The 19,247-nt window shown below is 51.6% G+C and carries 18 protein-coding genes; 16 read left to right on the forward strand and 2 right to left on the reverse strand.

The features are described from left to right. The first annotated feature begins 80 nt into the window (after nucleotides 1-80). From ispC to tilS, 16 genes are all read left to right on the forward strand, one after another. The gene (gene ispC / locus C7B16_RS02920; RefSeq protein ID WP_105276092.1) at nucleotides 81-1,277 is read left to right on the forward strand and encodes a 1-deoxy-D-xylulose-5-phosphate reductoisomerase; all 1,197 of its coding nucleotides are present in this window, start codon (nucleotides 81-83) and stop codon (nucleotides 1,275-1,277) included. 188 nt (nucleotides 1,278-1,465) lie between these two features. Further along, the gene (gene ispU, locus C7B16_RS02925) at nucleotides 1,466-2,224 is read left to right on the forward strand and encodes a (2E,6E)-farnesyl-diphosphate-specific ditrans,polycis-undecaprenyl-diphosphate synthase (RefSeq protein WP_001517776.1); all 759 of its coding nucleotides are present in this window, start codon (nucleotides 1,466-1,468) and stop codon (nucleotides 2,222-2,224) included. Between the two features lie 12 nt (nucleotides 2,225-2,236). Continuing rightward, entirely contained in the window at nucleotides 2,237-3,094 is an 858-nt protein-coding gene (cdsA, locus tag C7B16_RS02930) for a phosphatidate cytidylyltransferase (RefSeq protein ID WP_000922453.1), read from the forward strand. 11 nt (nucleotides 3,095-3,105) lie between these two features. Beyond that, a complete protein-coding gene (gene rseP, locus C7B16_RS02935; RefSeq protein WP_000948226.1) occupies nucleotides 3,106-4,458 on the forward strand; it encodes a sigma E protease regulator RseP in 1,353 nt (450 codons plus the stop codon). Between the two features lie 29 nt (nucleotides 4,459-4,487). Continuing rightward, nucleotides 4,488-6,920, forward strand: coding sequence for an outer membrane protein assembly factor BamA (gene bamA / locus C7B16_RS02940; protein ID WP_001240903.1), 2,433 nt, complete (start codon nucleotides 4,488-4,490; stop codon nucleotides 6,918-6,920). Between the two features lie 121 nt (nucleotides 6,921-7,041). Next, entirely contained in the window at nucleotides 7,042-7,527 is a 486-nt protein-coding gene (gene skp / locus C7B16_RS02945) for a molecular chaperone Skp (RefSeq protein ID WP_000758958.1), read from the forward strand. A 3-nt stretch (nucleotides 7,528-7,530) separates the two neighbouring features. Continuing rightward, complete coding sequence (gene lpxD, locus C7B16_RS02950; RefSeq protein WP_107179338.1) at nucleotides 7,531-8,556, forward strand: UDP-3-O-(3-hydroxymyristoyl)glucosamine N-acyltransferase; 1,026 nt, start codon at nucleotides 7,531-7,533, stop codon at nucleotides 8,554-8,556. Nucleotides 8,557-8,660: 104 nt separating this feature from the next. Then, a complete protein-coding gene (fabZ, locus tag C7B16_RS02955; RefSeq protein WP_000210739.1) occupies nucleotides 8,661-9,116 on the forward strand; it encodes a 3-hydroxyacyl-ACP dehydratase FabZ in 456 nt (151 codons plus the stop codon). Between the two features lie 3 nt (nucleotides 9,117-9,119). Then, nucleotides 9,120-9,908 (forward strand): acyl-ACP--UDP-N-acetylglucosamine O-acyltransferase, encoded by a 789-nt coding sequence (gene lpxA, locus C7B16_RS02960; RefSeq protein ID WP_000565976.1) that lies wholly within the window; start codon nucleotides 9,120-9,122, stop codon nucleotides 9,906-9,908. After that, nucleotides 9,908-11,056, forward strand: coding sequence for a lipid-A-disaccharide synthase (lpxB, locus tag C7B16_RS02965; protein ID WP_107179339.1), 1,149 nt, complete (start codon nucleotides 9,908-9,910; stop codon nucleotides 11,054-11,056). The genes lpxA and lpxB overlap by 1 nt, the downstream gene beginning before the upstream one ends. Then, on the forward strand, nucleotides 11,053-11,649 hold the full coding sequence (rnhB, locus tag C7B16_RS02970; protein ID WP_000569435.1) for a ribonuclease HII: 597 nt from the start codon (nucleotides 11,053-11,055) through the stop codon (nucleotides 11,647-11,649). The genes lpxB and rnhB overlap by 4 nt, the downstream gene beginning before the upstream one ends. Nucleotides 11,650-11,685: 36 nt before the next feature. Then, on the forward strand, nucleotides 11,686-15,168 hold the full coding sequence (dnaE, locus tag C7B16_RS02975; RefSeq protein ID WP_016249634.1) for a DNA polymerase III subunit alpha: 3,483 nt from the start codon (nucleotides 11,686-11,688) through the stop codon (nucleotides 15,166-15,168). Between the two features lie 12 nt (nucleotides 15,169-15,180). Further along, nucleotides 15,181-16,140 (forward strand): acetyl-CoA carboxylase carboxyl transferase subunit alpha, encoded by a 960-nt coding sequence (gene accA, locus C7B16_RS02980; protein WP_000055741.1) that lies wholly within the window; start codon nucleotides 15,181-15,183, stop codon nucleotides 16,138-16,140. A gap of 222 nt (nucleotides 16,141-16,362) precedes the next feature. Further along, nucleotides 16,363-16,617: a DUF4282 domain-containing protein gene (locus tag C7B16_RS02985; RefSeq protein ID WP_000644312.1), complete on the forward strand. Its 255-nt coding sequence runs from the start codon at nucleotides 16,363-16,365 to the stop codon at nucleotides 16,615-16,617. 289 nt (nucleotides 16,618-16,906) lie between these two features. Further along, nucleotides 16,907-17,296 (forward strand): VOC family protein, encoded by a 390-nt coding sequence (locus C7B16_RS02995; RefSeq protein ID WP_000901101.1) that lies wholly within the window; start codon nucleotides 16,907-16,909, stop codon nucleotides 17,294-17,296. A gap of 64 nt (nucleotides 17,297-17,360) precedes the next feature. Beyond that, on the forward strand, nucleotides 17,361-18,656 hold the full coding sequence (gene tilS, locus C7B16_RS03000; protein WP_105269568.1) for a tRNA lysidine(34) synthetase TilS: 1,296 nt from the start codon (nucleotides 17,361-17,363) through the stop codon (nucleotides 18,654-18,656). 51 nt (nucleotides 18,657-18,707) lie between these two features. Here the strand turns inward: tilS and rof are convergent, their stop codons facing one another. Together rof and C7B16_RS03010 are read right to left on the reverse strand one after the other, a co-directional pair. Continuing rightward, nucleotides 18,708-18,968: a Rho-binding antiterminator gene (gene rof / locus C7B16_RS03005; RefSeq protein ID WP_001517780.1), complete on the reverse strand. Its 261-nt coding sequence runs from the start codon at nucleotides 18,966-18,968 to the stop codon at nucleotides 18,708-18,710. After that, nucleotides 18,955-19,155 carry a YaeP family protein gene (locus C7B16_RS03010; protein ID WP_000417058.1) on the reverse strand — a complete coding sequence of 67 codons (201 nt, stop codon included), beginning with the start codon at nucleotides 19,153-19,155 and terminating at the stop codon, nucleotides 18,955-18,957. The genes rof and C7B16_RS03010 overlap by 14 nt, the downstream gene beginning before the upstream one ends. Nucleotides 19,156-19,247 lie beyond the last annotated feature (92 nt).

Consider the following 19,247-nt stretch of genomic DNA (forward strand, 5'->3'; position numbering starts at 1 on the left):
ACAAAAACGCCGCTCAGTAGATCCTTGCGGATCGGCTGGCGGCGTTTTGCTTTTTATTCTGTCTCAACTCTGGATGTTTCATGAAGCAACTCACCATTCTGGGCTCGACCGGCTCGATTGGTTGCAGCACGCTGGACGTGGTGCGCCATAATCCCGAACACTTCCGCGTAGTTGCGCTGGTGGCAGGAAAAAATGTCACTCGCATGGTAGAACAGTGCCTGGAATTCTCTCCCCGCTATGCTGTTATGGACGATGAAGCGAGTGCGAAACTTCTTAAAACGACGCTACAACAACAAGGTAGCCGCACCGAAGTCTTAAGTGGCCAGCAGGCTGCTTGCGATATGGCGGCGCTTGACGATGTTGATCAGGTGATGGCTGCGATTGTCGGTGCCGCAGGCCTGCTACCTACGCTTGCCGCGATCCGCGCGGGTAAAACCATACTGCTGGCAAACAAAGAATCACTGGTCACTTGTGGACGTCTGTTCATGGACGCCGTAAAGCAGAGCAAAGCGCAGTTATTACCCGTCGATAGCGAACACAACGCCATTTTTCAGAGTTTACCGCAACCTATTCAGCACAATCTGGGATACGCTGACCTTGAGCAAAATGGCGTGGTGTCCATTTTACTTACCGGGTCTGGTGGCCCTTTCCGTGAGACGCCATTGCGTGATTTGGCAACAATGACGCCAGATCAAGCTTGTCGTCATCCGAACTGGTCGATGGGACGTAAAATTTCCGTCGATTCGGCCACCATGATGAACAAAGGTCTGGAATACATTGAAGCGCGCTGGTTGTTTAACGCCTGCGCCAGCCAGATGGAAGTGCTGATTCATCCGCAGTCAGTGATTCACTCAATGGTGCGTTATCAGGACGGCAGTGTTCTGGCGCAGTTGGGTGAACCCGACATGCGAACGCCAATTGCCCACACCATGGCATGGCCGAATCGCGTGAACTCTGGCGTGAAGCCGCTCGATTTTTGCAAACTGAGTGCGTTGACATTTTCCGCACCGGATTATGAACGTTATCCATGTCTGAAACTGGCGATGGATGCGTTTGAACAAGGCCAGGCTGCGACGACGGCATTGAACGCCGCAAACGAAATTAGTGTTGCAGCCTTCCTTGCGCAACGGATTCGTTTTACGGATATCGCCGCGTTGAATTTATCCGTGCTGGAAAAAATGGATATGCGCGAACCACAATGCGTGGACGATGTGTTGTCTGTTGATGTCAATGCGCGCGAGGTCGCCAGAAAAGAGGTGATGCGTCTCGCAAGCTGAGGATAATCCGGCTACAGAGAGTCGTGCTATTTGTTAGCGTAGGGCTTCAGTGATATAGTCTGCGCCATCTGATCGTAAGTAGTTGGCTTTCTAAGGTCAGGTATGCCGTGGTTTGACACGGCTTTTTTTTGTATAGGCTTCAGTATTCCTGAGTACCGTAAACCCTTTCAGGGAATAAGAAACGCGTGATGTTGTCTGCTACTCAACCACTTAGCGAAAAATTGCCAGTTCATGGCTGTCGCCATGTCGCGATCATTATGGATGGCAACGGGCGCTGGGCAAAAAAGCAAGGGAAAATTCGTGCCTTCGGGCATAAAGCCGGGGCTAAATCGGTCCGTCGGGCGGTCTCTTTTGCGGCCAACAACGGTATTGAGGCGTTAACGCTGTATGCCTTTAGTAGTGAAAACTGGAACCGACCAGCGCAGGAAGTCAGTGCGTTAATGGAACTGTTTGTGTGGGCGCTTGATAGCGAAGTAAAAAGCCTGCATCGGCATAACGTGCGTCTGCGTATTATTGGCGATACCAGTCGCTTTAACTCGCGTTTGCAAGAACGTATTCGTAAATCTGAAGCGTTAACTGCCGGGAATACCGGTCTGACGTTGAATATTGCGGCGAACTACGGTGGACGTTGGGATATAGTCCAGGGCGTCAGGCAACTGGCTGAAAAGGTGCAGCAAGGAAATCTGCAACCGGATCAGATAGATGAAGAGATGCTAAACCAGCATGTCTGTATGCATGAACTGGCCCCTGTAGATTTAGTAATTAGGACTGGGGGAGAGCATCGCATTAGTAACTTTTTGCTTTGGCAAATTGCCTATGCCGAACTTTACTTTACAGATGTTCTCTGGCCCGATTTCGATGAACAAGACTTTGAAGGGGCGTTAAATGCCTTTGCTAATCGAGAGCGTCGTTTCGGCGGCACCGAGCCTGGTGATGAAACAGCCTGATGGGGGTCGCTTTTGCTGAAGTATCGCCTGATATCTGCTTTTGTTTTAATACCCGTAGTCATCGCGGCACTGTTTCTGTTGCCGCCGGTGGGGTTCGCTATTGTTACGCTGGTGGTCTGTATGCTGGCAGCGTGGGAATGGGGACAGCTTAGCGGTTTTACCACTCGCTCGCAGCGGGTATGGCTGGCGGTGCTGTGCGGGTTATTGCTGGCGCTGATGCTTTTTCTGTTGCCAGAATATCACCGAAATATCCATCAACCGCTGGTTGAAGTCTCGCTTTGGGCTTCGCTTGGCTGGTGGGTTGCTGCGTTGTTATTGGTGTTATTCTACCCCGGTTCTGCGGCAATCTGGCGAAACTCCAAAACATTGCGCATTATCTTTGGTGTATTAACCATTGTTCCCTTCTTTTGGGGCATGCTGGCGTTACGGACATGGCACTATGACGAGAATCATTACAGTGGCGCGATATGGCTGCTCTATGTCATGATCCTGGTCTGGGGAGCCGACTCTGGCGCATATATGTTTGGCAAATTGTTTGGCAAACATAAGTTGGCACCGAAGGTTTCTCCAGGCAAGACCTGGCAGGGCTTTATTGGCGGACTCGCGACCGCAGCGGTAATCTCATGGGGTTACGGCATGTGGGCGAATTTGAACGTTGCACCTATCACCTTACTCATTTGCTCTATTGTCGCGGCGTTAGCCTCAGTGTTAGGCGACTTGACCGAGAGCATGTTTAAGCGTGAAGCAGGAATTAAGGACAGCGGTCATTTAATTCCAGGACACGGCGGTATTTTGGATCGTATTGATAGCCTGACGGCTGCGGTGCCGGTCTTTGCTTGTCTGTTGTTGCTGGTATTCAGGACGCTTTGACGGAAGGTATTATGCTGAGTTTTCTCTGGGATTTGGCTTCGTTCATCGTTGCACTGGGTGTGCTTATCACCGTGCATGAATTTGGTCATTTCTGGGTTGCCCGGCGTTGTGGTGTCCGCGTTGAGCGATTCTCGATAGGCTTTGGTAAGGCGCTCTGGCGCCGGACTGATAAGTCAGGCACTGAATATGTCATCGCCCTGATCCCGTTGGGCGGTTATGTCAAAATGCTGGATGAGCGCGCAGAACCGGTTGTTCCGGAACTCCGCCACCAGGCCTTCAATAATAAATCTGTCGGCCAACGTGCGGCGATTATAGCCGCAGGTCCGGTTGCAAACTTCATTTTTGCTATCTTTGCCTACTGGCTGGTTTTTATCATTGGCGTGCCTGGTGTTCGTCCGGTGGTTGGCGAAATATTGCCCAACTCGATAGCTGCGCAAGCACAAATTGCACCAGGTACGGAACTAAAAGCCGTTGATGGTATCGAAACGCCTGATTGGGATGCTGTGCGTTTGCAGTTGGTCGATAAAATTGGCGATGAAAGTACCACCGTTACCGTAGCACCATTCGGCAGCGACCAGCGACGCGATGTAAGGCTCGATTTACGTCACTGGGCGTTTGAGCCTGATAAAGAAGATCCTGTATCTTCTTTGGGGATTCGTCCCCGTGGGCCGCAAATTGAACCTGTACTGGAAAATGTGCAGCCAAACTCAGCGGCAAGCAAGGCGGGTTTGCAAGCAGGCGACAGGATCGTTAAAGTCGATGGTCAGCCATTAACGCAATGGGTGGCGTTTGTGATGCTTGTCCGGGATAACCCGGGTAAAGCCTTAGCGTTGGAAATTGAAAGGCAGGGGAGTCCCTTGTCTTTAACATTAGTCCCGGAGAGCAAACCGGGTAATGGCAAGGCGATTGGCTTTGTCGGTATTGAGCCGAAAGTCATTCCTTTGCCAGATGAGTATAAAGTTGTACGCCAGTATGGGCCGTTCAACGCCATCGTCGAAGCCACGGACAAAACGTGGCAGTTGATGAAGCTGACGGTCAGTATGCTGGGAAAATTGATCACCGGTGATGTGAAACTGAACAACCTCAGTGGGCCGATCTCTATCGCCAAGGGGGCTGGGATGACAGCGGAACTCGGGGTTGTTTATTATCTGCCGTTTCTTGCGCTTATTAGCGTGAACTTAGGGATAATTAACCTGTTTCCGTTGCCCGTACTTGACGGGGGGCATCTGCTGTTCCTTGCGATCGAAAAGATCAAGGGCGGACCGGTATCCGAGCGGGTTCAAGACTTTTGTTATCGCATTGGCTCGATTCTGCTGGTGTTGTTAATGGGGCTTGCACTTTTCAATGATTTCTCTCGGTTATGAGAGTTAGTTAGGAAGAACGCATAATAACGATGGCGATGAAAAAGTTGCTCATAGCGTCGCTGCTGTTTAGCAGCGCCACCGTATACGGTGCTGAAGGGTTCGTAGTGAAAGACATTCATTTCGAAGGCCTTCAGCGTGTCGCCGTTGGTGCGGCCCTCCTCAGTATGCCGGTGCGCACAGGCGACACGGTTAATGATGAAGATATCAGTAATACCATTCGCGCTCTGTTTGCTACCGGCAACTTTGAGGATGTTCGCGTCCTTCGTGATGGTGATACCCTTCTGGTTCAGGTAAAAGAACGTCCGACCATTGCCAGCATCACTTTCTCCGGTAACAAATCGGTGAAAGATGACATGCTGAAGCAAAACCTCGAGGCTTCTGGCGTGCGTGTGGGCGAATCTCTTGATCGCACCACCATTGCTGATATCGAAAAAGGTCTGGAAGACTTCTACTACAGCGTCGGTAAATACAGCGCCAGCGTAAAAGCTGTCGTGACACCACTGCCGCGTAACCGTGTTGACCTTAAACTGGTGTTCCAGGAAGGTGTGTCAGCAGAAATCCAGCAAATCAACATTGTTGGTAACCATGCCTTCACCACCGACGAACTGATCTCTCATTTCCAACTGCGTGACGAAGTGCCGTGGTGGAACGTGGTAGGTGATCGTAAATACCAGAAACAGAAACTGGCGGGCGACCTTGAAACCCTGCGCAGTTACTATCTGGATCGCGGTTATGCCCGTTTCAACATTGACTCGACTCAGGTCAGTCTGACGCCGGATAAGAAAGGTATCTACGTCACGGTGAACATCACCGAAGGCGATCAGTATAAGCTCTCTGGTGTTGAAGTGAGCGGCAATCTTGCCGGCCACTCCGCTGAAATTGAGCAACTGACGAAAATCGAGCCGGGTGAGCTGTATAACGGCACCAAAGTGACCAAAATGGAAGATGATATTAAAAAGCTTCTCGGTCGCTATGGTTATGCCTATCCGCGCGTACAGTCGATGCCTGAAATTAACGATGCCGACAAAACCGTTAAATTACGTGTGAATGTCGATGCGGGTAACCGTTTCTACGTGCGTAAGATCCGTTTTGAAGGTAACGACACATCGAAAGATGCCGTCCTGCGCCGTGAAATGCGCCAGATGGAAGGTGCCTGGTTAGGCAGCGATCTGGTTGATCAGGGTAAAGAACGTCTGAATCGTCTGGGCTTCTTTGAAACGGTTGATACCGATACCCAACGTGTCCCGGGTAGTCCGGACCAGGTTGATGTGGTTTACAAGGTCAAAGAACGTAACACCGGTAGCTTCAACTTCGGTATTGGTTACGGTACAGAAAGTGGCGTGAGCTTCCAGGCGGGCGTACAGCAGGATAACTGGTTAGGTACGGGTTATGCTGTTGGTATTAACGGTACTAAAAACGATTACCAGACCTATGCTGAACTGTCCGTTACCAACCCATACTTCACTGTAGATGGCGTAAGCCTTGGTGGTCGTGTCTTCTATAATGACTTCCAGGCAGATGACGCCGACCTGTCCGACTATACCAACAAGAGTTATGGTACAGACGTGACGTTAGGCTTCCCGGTTAACGAATACAACTCGCTGCGTGCAGGTCTGGGTTATGTACATAACTCCTTGTCTAACATGCAGCCGCAGGTCGCGATGTGGCGTTATCTCTACTCTATGGGTGAACATCCGAGCACCTCTGATCAAGATAACAGCTTCAAAACGGACGACTTCACGTTCAACTATGGCTGGACCTATAACAAGCTCGACCGTGGTTACTTCCCGACGGATGGTTCGCGTGTCAACCTGACGGGTAAAGTGACCATTCCGGGATCGGATAACGAATACTACAAAGTGACGTTAGACACGGCGACCTATGTGCCGATCGACGACGATCACAAATGGGTTGTGCTGGGCCGTACTCGTTGGGGTTACGGTGATGGCTTAGGCGGCAAAGAGATGCCGTTCTATGAAAACTTCTATGCCGGTGGTTCCAGCACCGTGCGTGGCTTCCAGTCCAACACCATTGGTCCGAAAGCGGTTTACTTCCCGCATCAGGCCAGTAATTATGATCCGGACTACGACTACGAATGTGCGACTCAGGACGGCGCAAAAGATCTGTGTAAATCGGATGATGCTGTAGGCGGTAACGCCATGGCGGTTGCCAGCCTCGAACTCATCACCCCGACACCGTTCATTAGCGACAAGTATGCTAACTCAGTCCGCACTTCCTTCTTCTGGGATATGGGTACTGTTTGGGATACAAACTGGGATTCCAGCCAATATTCTGGATATCCGGACTATAGTGATCCAAGCAATATCCGTATGTCTGCGGGTATCGCATTACAATGGATGTCCCCATTGGGGCCGTTGGTGTTCTCCTACGCCCAGCCGTTCAAAAAGTACGATGGAGACAAAGCAGAACAGTTCCAGTTTAACATTGGTAAAACCTGGTAAGTGTTCTCCATAAAGGAATGTAGTGGTAGTGTAGCGATGACTTTTGGCGATCTTTATAAGATCGCCGGGCCACGCAAAGAACTGCACCTTCCGGTGCAAATGGGATGGTAAGGAGTTTATTGTGAAAAAGTGGTTATTAGCTGCAGGTCTCGGTTTAGCACTGGCAACTTCTGCTCAGGCGGCTGACAAAATTGCAATCGTCAATATGGGTAGCCTGTTCCAGCAGGTAGCACAGAAAACCGGTGTTTCTAACACGCTGGAAAATGAGTTCAAAGGCCGTGCCAGCGAACTGCAGCGTATGGAAACCGATCTGCAGGCTAAAATGAAAAAGCTGCAGTCCATGAAAGCCGGTAGCGATCGTACTAAGCTGGAAAAAGACGTGATGGCTCAGCGCCAGACTTTTGCTCAGAAAGCGCAGGCTTTTGAACAAGATCGCGCACGTCGTTCCAACGAAGAACGCGGCAAACTGGTTACTCGTATCCAGACTGCTGTGAAATCCGTTGCCAGCAGCCAGAGCATCGATCTGGTTGTTGATGCAAACGCCGTTGCTTACAACAGCAGCGATGTAAAAGACATCACTGCCGACGTACTGAAACAGGTTAAATAAGTAATGCCTTCAATTCGACTGGCTGATTTAGCGCAGCAGTTGGATGCAGAACTACACGGTGATGGCGATATCGTCATCACCGGCGTTGCGTCCATGCAATCTGCACAAACAGGTCATATTACGTTCATGGTTAATCCTAAATACCGTGAATATTTAGGCTTGTGCCAGGCGTCCGCGGTTGTGATGACCCAGGACGATCTTCCTTTCGCGAAAAGTGCCGCACTGGTAGTGAAGAATCCCTACCTGACTTACGCGCGCATGGCGCAAATTTTAGATACCACGCCGCAGCCCGCGCAGAACATTGCACCAAGTGCGGTGATTGATGCAACGGCGAAGCTGGGTAACAACGTCTCAATTGGCGCTAACGCGGTCATTGAGTCCGGCGTTGAGCTGGGTGATAACGTGATTATCGGTGCCGGTTGCTTCGTTGGTAAAAACAGCAAAATCGGCGCAGGTTCGCGCCTTTGGGCGAACGTAACCATTTACCATGAGATCCAGATCGGTCAGAATTGCCTGATCCAATCCGGAACTGTGATCGGTGCAGACGGCTTTGGCTATGCCAACGATCGTGGTAACTGGGTGAAGATCCCACAGATTGGTCGCGTGATTATTGGCGATCGCGTGGAGATTGGTGCCTGTACTACCATCGATCGCGGCGCGCTGGATGACACGGTGATCGGCAATGGCGTGATCATTGATAATCAGTGTCAGATTGCACATAACGTCGTGATTGGCGACAATACGGCGGTTGCCGGTGGCGTCATTATGGCGGGCAGCCTGAAAATTGGTCGTTACTGCATGATCGGCGGTGCCAGCGTAATCAACGGGCATATGGAAATATGCGATAAAGTGACGGTTACGGGCATGGGTATGGTGATGCGTCCTATTACTGAACCTGGCGTCTATTCCTCAGGCATTCCGCTGCAACCCAACAAAGTCTGGCGCAAAACCGCTGCACTGGTGATGAACATTGATGATATGAGCAAGCGTCTGAAATCGCTTGAGCGCAAGGTTAATCAGCAAGACTAACGTTCCATCTATTGTTCGCCAAACTTTACGGCCTGTCTCATTCTTACGATTGCGGCAGGCCGTGTTATTATTATCGTTTCTTATATTTTGACAGGAAGAGTATCTTGACTACTAACACTCATACTCTGCAGATTGAAGAGATTTTAGAACTTCTACCGCACCGTTTCCCATTCTTACTGGTGGATCGCGTGCTGGATTTTGAAGAAGGTCGTTTTCTGCGCGCAGTTAAAAATGTCTCTGTCAATGAGCCATTCTTCCAGGGCCATTTCCCTGGAAAACCGATTTTCCCGGGAGTGCTGATTCTGGAAGCTATGGCACAGGCAACAGGTATTCTGGCGTTTAAAAGCGTAGGAAAACTGGAACCGGGTGAACTTTACTACTTCGCCGGTATTGATGAAGCGCGCTTCAAGCGCCCGGTTGTACCAGGCGATCAAATGATCATGGAAGTCACTTTCGAAAAAACGCGCCGTGGCCTGACCCGTTTTAAAGGGGTTGCTCTGGTCGACGGTAAGGTAGTTTGCGAAGCAACGATGATGTGTGCTCGTAGCCGGGAGGCCTGATACGTGATTGATAAATCCGCCTTTGTGCATCCAACCGCCATTGTGGAAGAGGGCGCGTCGATTGGTGCCAACGCTCACATTGGTCCTTTTTGTATCGTTGGACCCCATGTCGAAATTGGTGAGAATACCGTACTGAAATCTCACGTTGTCGTGAATGGTCATACTAAAATTGGCCGCGACAATGAGATTTATCAGTTCGCCTCCATCGGTGAAGTTAACCAGGATCTGAAATATGCTGGCGAACCGACCCGTGTGGAGATTGGCGATCGTAACCGCATTCGCGAAAGCGTCACCATTCATCGTGGCACAGTCCAGGGCGGTGGATTGACGAAGGTGGGCAGCGACAACTTACTGATGATCAATGCGCACATTGCGCACGATTGTACGGTAGGTAACCGCTGCATTCTCGCCAACAACGCAACGCTGGCGGGGCACGTATCGGTAGACGACTTTGCGATCATCGGCGGCATGACCGCAGTCCATCAGTTCTGCATCATTGGTGCGCATGTGATGGTTGGCGGTTGCTCCGGTGTGGCACAGGACGTCCCTCCTTATGTCATTGCGCAGGGTAACCACGCAACGCCGTTCGGTGTCAATATCGAAGGGCTGAAGCGCCGCGGATTCAGCCGTGAGGCGATTACCGCTATCCGCAATGCGTACAAGCTGATTTATCGCAGCGGTAAAACGCTTGATGAAGTGAAACCGGAAATTGCTGAACTGGCGGAAACGCATCCGGAAGTGAAAGCCTTTGCCGATTTCTTTGCTCGCTCAACGCGCGGTCTGATTCGTTAATGGCTGAACAGCGTCCATTAACGATTGCCCTGGTCGCCGGAGAAACCTCCGGCGATATCCTGGGGGCCGGTTTAATCCGCGCTGTGAAAGAACGTGTGCCCAACGCCCGCTTTGTCGGTGTTGCCGGGCCACGGATGCAGGCTGAAGGCTGCGAAGCCTGGTACGAAATGGAAGAACTGGCGGTGATGGGCATTGTTGAAGTGCTTGGTCGTCTGCGTCGCTTACTGCATATTCGTGCCGATCTGACAAAGCGTTTTGGCGAACTGAAGCCAGATGTTTTTGTTGGCATTGATGCGCCTGACTTCAATATTACCCTCGAAGGTAACCTCAAAAAGCAGGGTATCAAAACCATTCATTATGTCAGTCCGTCCGTGTGGGCGTGGCGACAGAAACGCGTTTTCAAAATAGGCAGAGCCACTGATTTAGTCCTCGCATTTCTGCCTTTCGAAAAAGCGTTTTACGACAAATACAACGTGCCGTGCCGTTTTATCGGCCACACAATGGCTGATGCCATGCCGTTAGATCCAGATAAAAATGCCGCACGAGATGTGTTGGGGATCCCTCACGATGCCCACTGCCTGGCGTTGCTGCCGGGGAGCCGTGGCGCGGAAGTCGAAATGCTTAGTGCCGATTTCCTGAAAACGGCCCAGCTTTTGCGCCAGACATATCCGGATCTTGAGATTGTGGTGCCGCTGGTGAATGCCAAACGCCGCGAGCAGTTTGAACGCATCAAAGCTGAAGTCGCGCCAGACCTGTCGGTTCATTTGCTGGATGGGATGGGCCGTGAGGCGATGGTCGCCAGCGATGCGGCGCTACTAGCGTCGGGCACGGCAGCACTGGAGTGTATGCTGGCGAAATGCCCGATGGTGGTGGGCTATCGTATGAAGCCTTTCACCTTCTGGCTGGCGAAACGGCTGGTGAAAACTGATTATGTCTCACTGCCAAATTTGCTGGCGGGCAGAGAGTTAGTCAAAGAGTTATTGCAGGAAGAGTGTGAGCCGCAAAAACTGGCTGCGGCGCTGTTACCGCTGTTGGCGAATGGTAAAACCAGCCATGCGATGCACGACACTTTCCGCGAGCTGCATCAGCAGATCCGCTGCAATGCCGATGAGCAGGCGGCGCAGGCCGTTCTGGAGTTAGCACAATGATCGAATTTGTTTATCCGCATACGCAGCTTGTTGCAGGTGTGGATGAAGTTGGGCGCGGGCCGTTGGTCGGTGCGGTCGTTACCGCTGCCGTGATCCTCGATCCGGCGCGCCCGATTGTCGGGTTGAATGATTCCAAAAAGCTGAGTGAAAAACGCCGTCTGGCGCTCTGTGAAGAGATCAAAGAGAAGGCGTTAAGCTGGAGTCTGGGTCGCGCGGAACCTCATGAAATCGACGAACTGAATATTTTACACGCAACCATGCTGGCGATGCAGCGTGCCGTAGCGGGGCTGCATATTGCGCCGGAATATGTGTTGATTGATGGTAACCGCTGCCCGAAATTACCGATGCCATCGATGGCGGTTGTTAAAGGCGACAGTCGCGTGCCGGAAATCAGTGCGGCGTCTATCCTGGCGAAAGTGACACGCGATGCTGAAATGGCGGAGCTGGACATCATTTACCCACAATATGGATTTGCCCAACACAAAGGGTATCCAACGGCTTTTCATCTGGAAAAACTGGCTGAACACGGTGCGACCGAACACCATCGGCGCAGCTTTGGCCCTGTCAAACGCGCACTGGGACTTGCGTCCTGATTCTTGTGTCGAGATTAAGTAAACCGGAATCTGAAGATGTCTGAACCACGTTTCGTTCACCTACGGGTGCACAGCGACTACTCGATGATCGATGGTCTGGCAAAAACCGCGCCGCTGGTAAAAAAGGCGGCGGCGTTGGGGATGCCGGCGCTGGCGATCACTGATTTCACCAACCTTTGCGGTCTGGTGAAGTTCTACGGAGCGGGACATGGCGCAGGGATTAAGCCTATCGTCGGGGCGGATTTTAATGTCCAGTGCGACCTGCTGGGTGATGAGTTAACCCACCTGACGGTGCTGGCGGCGAACAATACCGGCTATCAGAATCTGACGTTGCTGATCTCAAAAGCGTATCAGCGCGGGTATGGTGCCGCCGGGCCGATCATCGATCGCGACTGGCTTATCGAATTAAACGCAGGGTTGATCCTCCTCTCCGGCGGACGCATGGGCGACGTCGGGCGCAGCCTTTTGCGTGGTAACAGCGCACTGGTAGATGAGTGTGTCGCGTTTTATGAAGAGCACTTCCCGGATCGCTATTTTCTCGAATTGATTCGCACCGGCAGGCCGGATGAAGAAAGCTATTTGCACGCGGCGGTGGAACTGGCGGAAAGGCGCGGTTTGCCTGTTGTGGCAACCAACGACGTGCGCTTTATTGACAGCAGTGATTTCGACGCGCACGAAATCCGCGTCGCGATCCACGACGGCTTTACCCTCGACGATCCCAAACGTCCGCGTAACTATTCGCCGCAGCAATATATGCGTAGCGAAGAGGAGATGTGCGAGCTGTTTGCCGACATCCCGGAAGCTCTTGCTAACACCGTGGAGATTGCCAAACGTTGTAACGTGACCGTGCGTCTTGGTGAATACTTCCTGCCGCAGTTCCCGACCGGGGACATGAGCACCGAAGATTATCTGGTTAAGCGAGCAAAAGAAGGTCTGGAAGAGCGTCTGGCATTTTTATTCCCTGACGAAGAAGAACGTCTTAAGCGCCGCCCGGAATATGACGAGCGTCTGGATACTGAACTCCAGGTTATCAACCAGATGGGCTTCCCTGGCTACTTCCTCATCGTTATGGAATTTATCCAGTGGTCGAAGGATAACGGTGTACCGGTAGGGCCTGGCCGTGGTTCCGGTGCGGGGTCACTGGTGGCCTACGCGCTGAAAATCACTGACCTCGATCCGCTAGAATTCGACCTGCTGTTCGAACGTTTCCTTAACCCGGAACGTGTCTCCATGCCTGACTTCGACGTTGACTTCTGTATGGAGAAACGCGACCAGGTTATCGAACATGTGGCGGACATGTACGGTCGCGATGCGGTATCGCAGATCATCACCTTCGGTACGATGGCGGCAAAAGCGGTGATCCGCGACGTAGGTCGCGTGCTGGGGCATCCGTATGGCTTTGTCGATCGTATCTCGAAACTGATCCCGCCAGATCCGGGGATGACGCTGGCGAAAGCGTTTGAAGCCGAGCCGCAGTTGCCAGAAATTTACGAAGCGGATGAAGAAGTTAAGGCGCTGATCGACATGGCGCGTAAACTGGAAGGGGTTACCCGTAACGCGGGTAAACACGCCGGTGGGGTGGTTATCGCGCCGACCAAAATTACCGATTTTGCGCCGCTTTATTGCGATGAAGAAGGCAAACATCCGGTCACTCAGTTTGATAAAAGCGACGTTGAATACGCCGGACTGGTGAAGTTTGACTTCCTCGGCCTGCGTACTCTCACCATCATCAACTGGGCGCTGGAGATGATCAACAAGCGGCGGGCGAAAAATGGCGAGCCGCCGCTGGATATCGCCGCGATCCCGCTGGATGACAAGAAAAGTTTCGACATGCTGCAACGCTCGGAAACCACAGCGGTATTCCAGCTTGAATCGCGCGGCATGAAAGATTTGATCAAGCGTCTACAACCTGACTGCTTCGAAGATATGATCGCACTGGTGGCGCTGTTCCGCCCAGGTCCGTTGCAATCAGGGATGGTGGATAACTTTATCGACCGTAAACATGGTCGCGAGGAGATCTCCTACCCAGACGTGCAGTGGCAGCATGAAAGCCTGAAACCGGTTCTGGAGCCAACTTACGGTATTATCCTGTATCAGGAACAGGTAATGCAGATTGCCCAGGTACTTTCTGGCTATACCCTCGGCGGCGCGGATATGCTGCGTCGTGCGATGGGTAAGAAAAAGCCGGAAGAGATGGCCAAGCAGCGTTCTGTTTTTGCCGAAGGTGCAGAAAAGAACGGCATCAATGCCGAACTGGCGATGAAAATCTTCGACCTGGTAGAGAAATTCGCGGGTTACGGATTTAACAAATCGCACTCTGCGGCCTATGCTTTGGTGTCTTATCAAACGTTATGGCTGAAAGCGCACTATCCGGCAGAGTTTATGGCGGCGGTAATGACTGCCGATATGGACAATACCGAGAAAGTGGTTGGCCTGGTGGATGAGTGCTGGCGGATGGGCCTTAAAATCCTGCCGCCAGATATAAACTCCGGTCTTTACCATTTCCACGTCAACGATGACGGGGAAATCGTGTATGGTATTGGCGCTATCAAAGGGGTGGGTGAAGGGCCAATTGAGGCCATCATCGAAGCCCGTAATAAAGGTGGCTACTTCCGCGAACTGTTTGATCTTTGCGCCCGTACCGACACCAAAAAACTGAACCGGCGGGTGCTGGAAAAACTGATCATGTCAGGGGCATTTGACCGCCTGGGGCCACACCGCGCGGCGTTAATGAACTCGCTGGGCGATGCGTTAAAAGCGGCAGATCAACACGCGAAAGCGGAAGCCATCGGCCAGGCCGATATGTTCGGCGTGCTGGCAGAAGAGCCGGAACAAATTGAACAATCCTACGCTAGCTGCCAGCCGTGGCCGGAGCAGGTGGTGTTAGATGGGGAGCGCGAAACGTTGGGTCTGTACCTGACGGGCCACCCGATCAACCAGTATTTAAAAGAGATTGAGCGTTATGTCGGAGGCGTAAGGCTGAAAGACATGCACCCGACAGAACGTGGTAAAGTCACCACGGCTGCGGGGCTCGTTGTTGCCGCGCGGGTTATGGTCACCAAGCGCGGCAATCGTATCGGTATCTGCACGCTGGATGACCGTTCCGGGCGGCTGGAAGTGATGTTATTTACTGACGCCCTGGATAAATACCAGCAATTGCTGGAAAAAGACCGCATACTTATCGTCAGCGGACAGGTCAGCTTTGATGACTTCAGCGGTGGGCTTAAAATGACCGCTCGCGAAGTGATGGATATTGACGAAGCCCGGGAAAAATATGCTCGCGGGCTTGCTATCTCGCTGACGGACAGGCAAATTGATGACCAGCTTTTAAACCGACTCCGTCAGTCTCTGGAACCCCACCGCTCTGGGACAATTCCAGTACATCTCTACTATCAGAGGGCGGATGCACGTGCACGGTTGCGTTTTGGCGCGACGTGGCGTGTCTCTCCGAGCGATCGTTTGTTAAACGATCTCCGTGGCCTCATTGGTTCGGAGCAGGTGGAACTGGAGTTTGACTAATACAGGAATACTATGAGTCTGAATTTCCTTGATTTTGAACAGCCGATTGCAGAGCTGGAAGCGAAAATCGATTCTCTGACTGCGGTTAGCCGCCAGGATGAGAAACTGGATATTAACATCGATGAAGAAGTGCATCGTCTGCGTGAAAAAAGCGTAGAACTGACGCGTAAAATCTTCGCCGATCTCGGTGCATGGCAGATTGCCCAACTGGCACGCCATCCACAGCGCCCTTATACCCTGGATTACGTTCGCCTGGCATTTGATGAATTTGACGAACTGGCAGGCGACCGCGCGTATGCAGATGACAAAGCTATCGTCGGTGGTATCGCCCGTCTTGACGGTCGTCCGGTGATGATCATTGGTCATCAGAAAGGCCGTGAAACCAAAGAGAAAATTCGTCGTAACTTTGGTATGCCAGCGCCAGAAGGTTACCGCAAAGCACTGCGTCTGATGCAAATGGCTGAACGCTTTAAGATGCCAATCATCACCTTTATCGACACCCCTGGGGCTTATCCGGGTGTGGGCGCAGAAGAACGTGGTCAGTCTGAAGCCATCGCGCGTAACCTGCGTGAAATGTCTCGCCTCGGCGTACCGGTCGTTTGTACGGTTATCGGTGAAGGTGGTTCTGGCGGTGCGCTGGCCATTGGCGTGGGCGATAAAGTGAATATGCTGCAATACAGCACCTATTCCGTTATCTCGCCGGAAGGTTGTGCCTCTATCCTCTGGAAGAGCGCAGACAAGGCCCCGCTGGCGGCTGAAGCGATGGGCATCATCGCTCCGCGTCTGAAAGAACTGAAACTGATTGACTCCATCATCCCGGAACCGCTGGGCGGCGCTCACCGTAACCCGGAAGCGATGGCTGCGTCTCTGAAAGCGCAACTGCTGGCGGATCTGGCCGATCTCGACGTGTTAAGCACTGAGGATTTAAAAAATCGTCGTTATCAGCGACTGATGAGCTACGGTTACGCGTAATCAGCAAATTTTCTGAAAAGGGTCACTTCGGTGGCCTTTTTTTCTATGTAGTTTATTTAGTCATATTATAAATACATTTAGATAATCTTTCTTTCGTTTTCCCCTGCCATAAAATTCTTGAACTCATGTTGATAACTCCGATTTCGGAGGCATATACAAATATACACAGTGGTCAAAAATAATATAAATTTATCAATCTCATAGAATTTTTAAGGATAAAATATGAAAGCAATTTTAGGATTCGATCATCTTCTTATGCCGCGTGTTCTGGTGTTTTTTTACTGGCTGGCTATGGTGCTGACACTGATAGGCGGTGTCTTCTCCATATTTAGCGGAAACATTATCTTAGGGGTAGCTTATACCGTCATTGGCCTTATAAGCTGTCGTATGACTTTCGAATTAATTATGATAGCGTTTAAGAATAACGAATATTTGCGCCGCATTGCCGAGAGTGTTAGCAAGAATAGTGCAGAGTAATCCCCCACAAAACGCTTCACCAAACCGCATCTCAACCGCTATTACAGGCGTTTGAGATGTTGTTTTAAAATCAGAGTATACTCTAAATAATTCGAGTTGTAGGAAGGCGACAAGCGAGTGAATCACCAGGAGCTTATATAAGTAAGTGACTGGTGTGAGCGAACGCAGACGCAGCACATGCAACTTAAAGTATGACGAGTATAAATGTCTGATTCATCTTTCCTGTAATTTGTGCGTATTATCAATATATAGCGATGCACGTGCGTATCATATCAATGCAGGAGATTCTATGTTGGGTTTAAAACAGGTTCACCATATTGCGATTATTGCGACGGATTATGCGGTGAGCAAAGCCTTCTACTGCGATATTCTCGGCTTCACGCTGCAAAGCGAAGTTTATCGCGAAGCGCGTGATTCGTGGAAAGGGGATTTGGCGCTTAACGGGCAGTACGTGATTGAGCTTTTCTCATTTCCATTCCCACCGGAGCGCCCCAGCCGACCGGAAGCCTGCGGCCTGCGCCATCTGGCATTTAGCGTTGATGATATTGATACGGCAGTGGCGCACCTTGAGAGCCATAATGTGAAATGTGAAGCGATACGTGTCGACCCGTATACGCAAAAACGCTTTACGTTCTTTAACGATCCTGACGGGCTGCCACTGGAACTGTATGAGCAGTAAGGCTTGTCATCGCCGCATTTGCCCGGTAACGTGCCGGGCATCTCTATTGTAGATTCGCACTATCATGACACTCACGCTGAATACTCAACTTCTCGCCTCACGCCAGATTCTGGTGGCCTTTAGTGGCGGACTGGACTCCACCGTTTTACTGCATCAACTGGTGCAGTGGCGGGCTGAAAATCCGGACGTCACGTTACGCGCTATCCATGTGCATCACGGTTTAAGTGCTAATGCTGATGCCTGGGTCGTGCATTGTGAAAATATCTGCCAGCAGTGGCAGGTGCCGCTGGTGGTTGAGCGCGTGCAGCTTGCGCAAGAGGGGTTAGGCATTGAGGCCCAGGCACGGCAGGCGCGTTATCAGGCATTTGCCCGAACGCTGTTACCCGGAGAAGTTCTGGTCACTGCACAACATCTTAACGATCAATGTGAAACCTTTTTGCTGGCGTTAAAACGTGGCAGTGGCCCTGCCGGGCTTTCCGCTATGGGAGAAGTATCTGATTTTGCCGGAACCCGGCTTATCCGCCCGTTGCTCACTCGCACACGTGGAGAGCTGGAGCAGTGGGCACATAAACGTGGCTTACGCTGGATTGAAGACGAAAGTAATCAGGACGATAGCTACGATCGTAACTTCCTGCGCCTGCACGTGGTGCCGTTATTACAGCAGCGTTGGCCGCATTTTGCCGAAGCAACGGCACGCAGCGCCACGCTTTGCGCTGAACAAGAGAGCCTGTTGGATGAACTGCTGGCGGATGATTTAGCGCACTGCCAAACGTCGCAGGGAACGCTACAGATTGCGCCAATGATGGCGATGAGCGATGTCCGCCGCGCGGCGATTATCCGCCGCTGGCTGGCTGGGCTGAATGCGCCGATGCCTTCCCGCGATGCGCTGGTACGGATTTGGCAAGAAGTTGCACTGGCGCGGGAAGATGCTTCCCCCTGTTTGCGCTTTGGCGCGTTTGAAATCCGTCGCTATCTGTCGCAACTGTGGTGGATTAAATCCGTTGCCGGGCAAAGCGAAACCATTGTGCCGTGGCTGGCGTGGCAACAGCCGCTGGAATTACCGGCTGATCTGGGAAGTGTGCAGTTTACTGCGGGAGGAGATATTCGTCCTCCGCGTGCTGACGAAGCGGTTAGCGTTCGTTTTAAGGCGTCGGGATTGCTGCACATTGTCGGGCGCAACGGTGGACGTAAGTTAAAGAAAATCTGGCAGGAACTGGGCGTGCCGCCGTGGCTGCGTGATACTACGCCACTGCTGTTTTATGGCGAAACGTTGATTGCGGCAGCGGGAATTTTTGTTACACGTGAAGGCTTTGCTGAAGATGAGGCTGGTGTAAGTTTTTTCTGGCAGAGAAATAGTTAGTTCAGCGTAGCCGGATAAGACGCGCTATGCGTCGCATCCGGCAAAAGTGAATCAGGACTCACTTACCACTACCGTACCGATTTCCGGATGGCTAAAGCTGGTAATTTTATCCAGGCGCAACTCGCGGGTTTCGCCAGCGACATCGACGACCAGATATTCCACATTTTTGCGGGACACTAAATCATTGGCTTTGCCCTGCAATTTTTCGCCATCTTTCAGCTCCAGCGTCAGCAACAGGTGATGCTGGCAGGCGAGCTCAAGATTATCGTAATCATCACAATTGATAGGTTGATACGTATCATTCATTGACATAATCGCTCACCAGTAAGTTTGCCGCAGCGTATGCTGCTTTTTCCCTGACAGCCTCTGAAAGGGCATCGTCGGCAGCCATTTCATTCAGCACTTTCAAAACGCAGCCCAGCGCGTCCGGAACGTATCCTAAGTCTCCGCTGGCGATTTCCGCGTACCGCTTGCGTATTAACTCACAATATTTTTCCACATGCCCTCCTGTCAGCACTCTGACTTAACCGTGGATGCAAGTCTAAGCCTACGAAGATAAACCCTGTTTCGCAAGGTGACTATACCACACTC

The organism is Escherichia sp. 20412-1, assembly GCF_003027595.1.
GTDB classification, from domain to species: domain Bacteria; phylum Pseudomonadota; class Gammaproteobacteria; order Enterobacterales; family Enterobacteriaceae; genus Escherichia; species Escherichia marmotae.

Bases quoted from the DNA above. Each gene is read 5' to 3' on its own strand.
- ispC (WP_105276092.1), top strand. From the start codon at position 81: ATGAAGCAACTCACCATTCTGGGCTCGACCGGCTCGATTGGTTGCAGC.
- ispU (WP_001517776.1), top strand. From the start codon at position 1,466: ATGTTGTCTGCTACTCAACCACTTAGCGAAAAATTGCCAGTTCATGGC.
- rseP (WP_000948226.1), top strand. From the start codon at position 3,106: ATGCTGAGTTTTCTCTGGGATTTGGCTTCGTTCATCGTTGCACTGGGT.
- bamA (WP_001240903.1), top strand. From the start codon at position 4,488: ATGGCGATGAAAAAGTTGCTCATAGCGTCGCTGCTGTTTAGCAGCGCC.
- lpxD (WP_107179338.1), top strand. From the start codon at position 7,531: ATGCCTTCAATTCGACTGGCTGATTTAGCGCAGCAGTTGGATGCAGAA.
- lpxB (WP_107179339.1), top strand. From the start codon at position 9,908: ATGGCTGAACAGCGTCCATTAACGATTGCCCTGGTCGCCGGAGAAACC.
- rnhB (WP_000569435.1), top strand. From the start codon at position 11,053: ATGATCGAATTTGTTTATCCGCATACGCAGCTTGTTGCAGGTGTGGAT.
- dnaE (WP_016249634.1), top strand. From the start codon at position 11,686: ATGTCTGAACCACGTTTCGTTCACCTACGGGTGCACAGCGACTACTCG.
- accA (WP_000055741.1), top strand. From the start codon at position 15,181: ATGAGTCTGAATTTCCTTGATTTTGAACAGCCGATTGCAGAGCTGGAA.
- C7B16_RS02985 (WP_000644312.1), top strand. From the start codon at position 16,363: ATGAAAGCAATTTTAGGATTCGATCATCTTCTTATGCCGCGTGTTCTG.
- C7B16_RS02995 (WP_000901101.1), top strand. From the start codon at position 16,907: ATGTTGGGTTTAAAACAGGTTCACCATATTGCGATTATTGCGACGGAT.
- tilS (WP_105269568.1), top strand. From the start codon at position 17,361: ATGACACTCACGCTGAATACTCAACTTCTCGCCTCACGCCAGATTCTG.
- rof (WP_001517780.1), bottom strand. From the start codon at position 18,968: ATGTCAATGAATGATACGTATCAACCTATCAATTGTGATGATTACGAT.